Origin of the sequence: Algibacter ulvanivorans (genome assembly GCF_048381495.1) — a bacterium.
Taxonomy (GTDB): Bacteria; Bacteroidota; Bacteroidia; order Flavobacteriales; family Flavobacteriaceae; genus Algibacter_B; species Algibacter_B ulvanivorans.
In genome coordinates, this window is the sequence record NZ_JBLWGD010000027.1 from 1 (window position 1) to 448 (window position 448).

A 448-nucleotide genomic window follows, 5' to 3' on the forward strand; every position below is an offset into this window, starting at 1 on the left:
CGCTATCAGAGTTTGTGACTACTAAGTTATCATCTGTAGTACAGTTATCTTCAATATTTAACCCAAGAGCTTCTAATTGAGCCACCGTAGTTGCAGGGGCAGTAGCATCATTAATGGTACAACCTTCAACTGTTGATTCGGCGATAGTTCCAGAAGCAGTAGGGTTTGTAGTATCGTTAACCGTAATGGTTTGAGTGACTAAAATTTGGTTATCACACACATCGGTTACACTATAAGTTCTGGTAATAGTTTCAGGACAAGTATTACCATCAGAGACATCCGAAACAAAAGCAACAACAGGAGTTCCTTGGTTATCGGCTTCATCAGTAACAACTTCAATATCCGCAGCAGGCACATCATCAATACATTGAACAGCAATAGGATTAGGGTTAGAAGCCGTAGGCATTATAGGGTCTGTGATTAAAATGGTTTGTTCAACGGTTATGCT

General features: G+C 40.0%; 1 protein-coding gene. It reads right to left on the reverse strand.

Going from position 1 to position 448, the window contains the following annotated elements:
- Nucleotides 1-448: HYR-like domain-containing protein (locus ACNG5D_RS15840; protein ID WP_418184505.1), on the reverse strand; the 448-nt coding region annotated here is incomplete at both ends.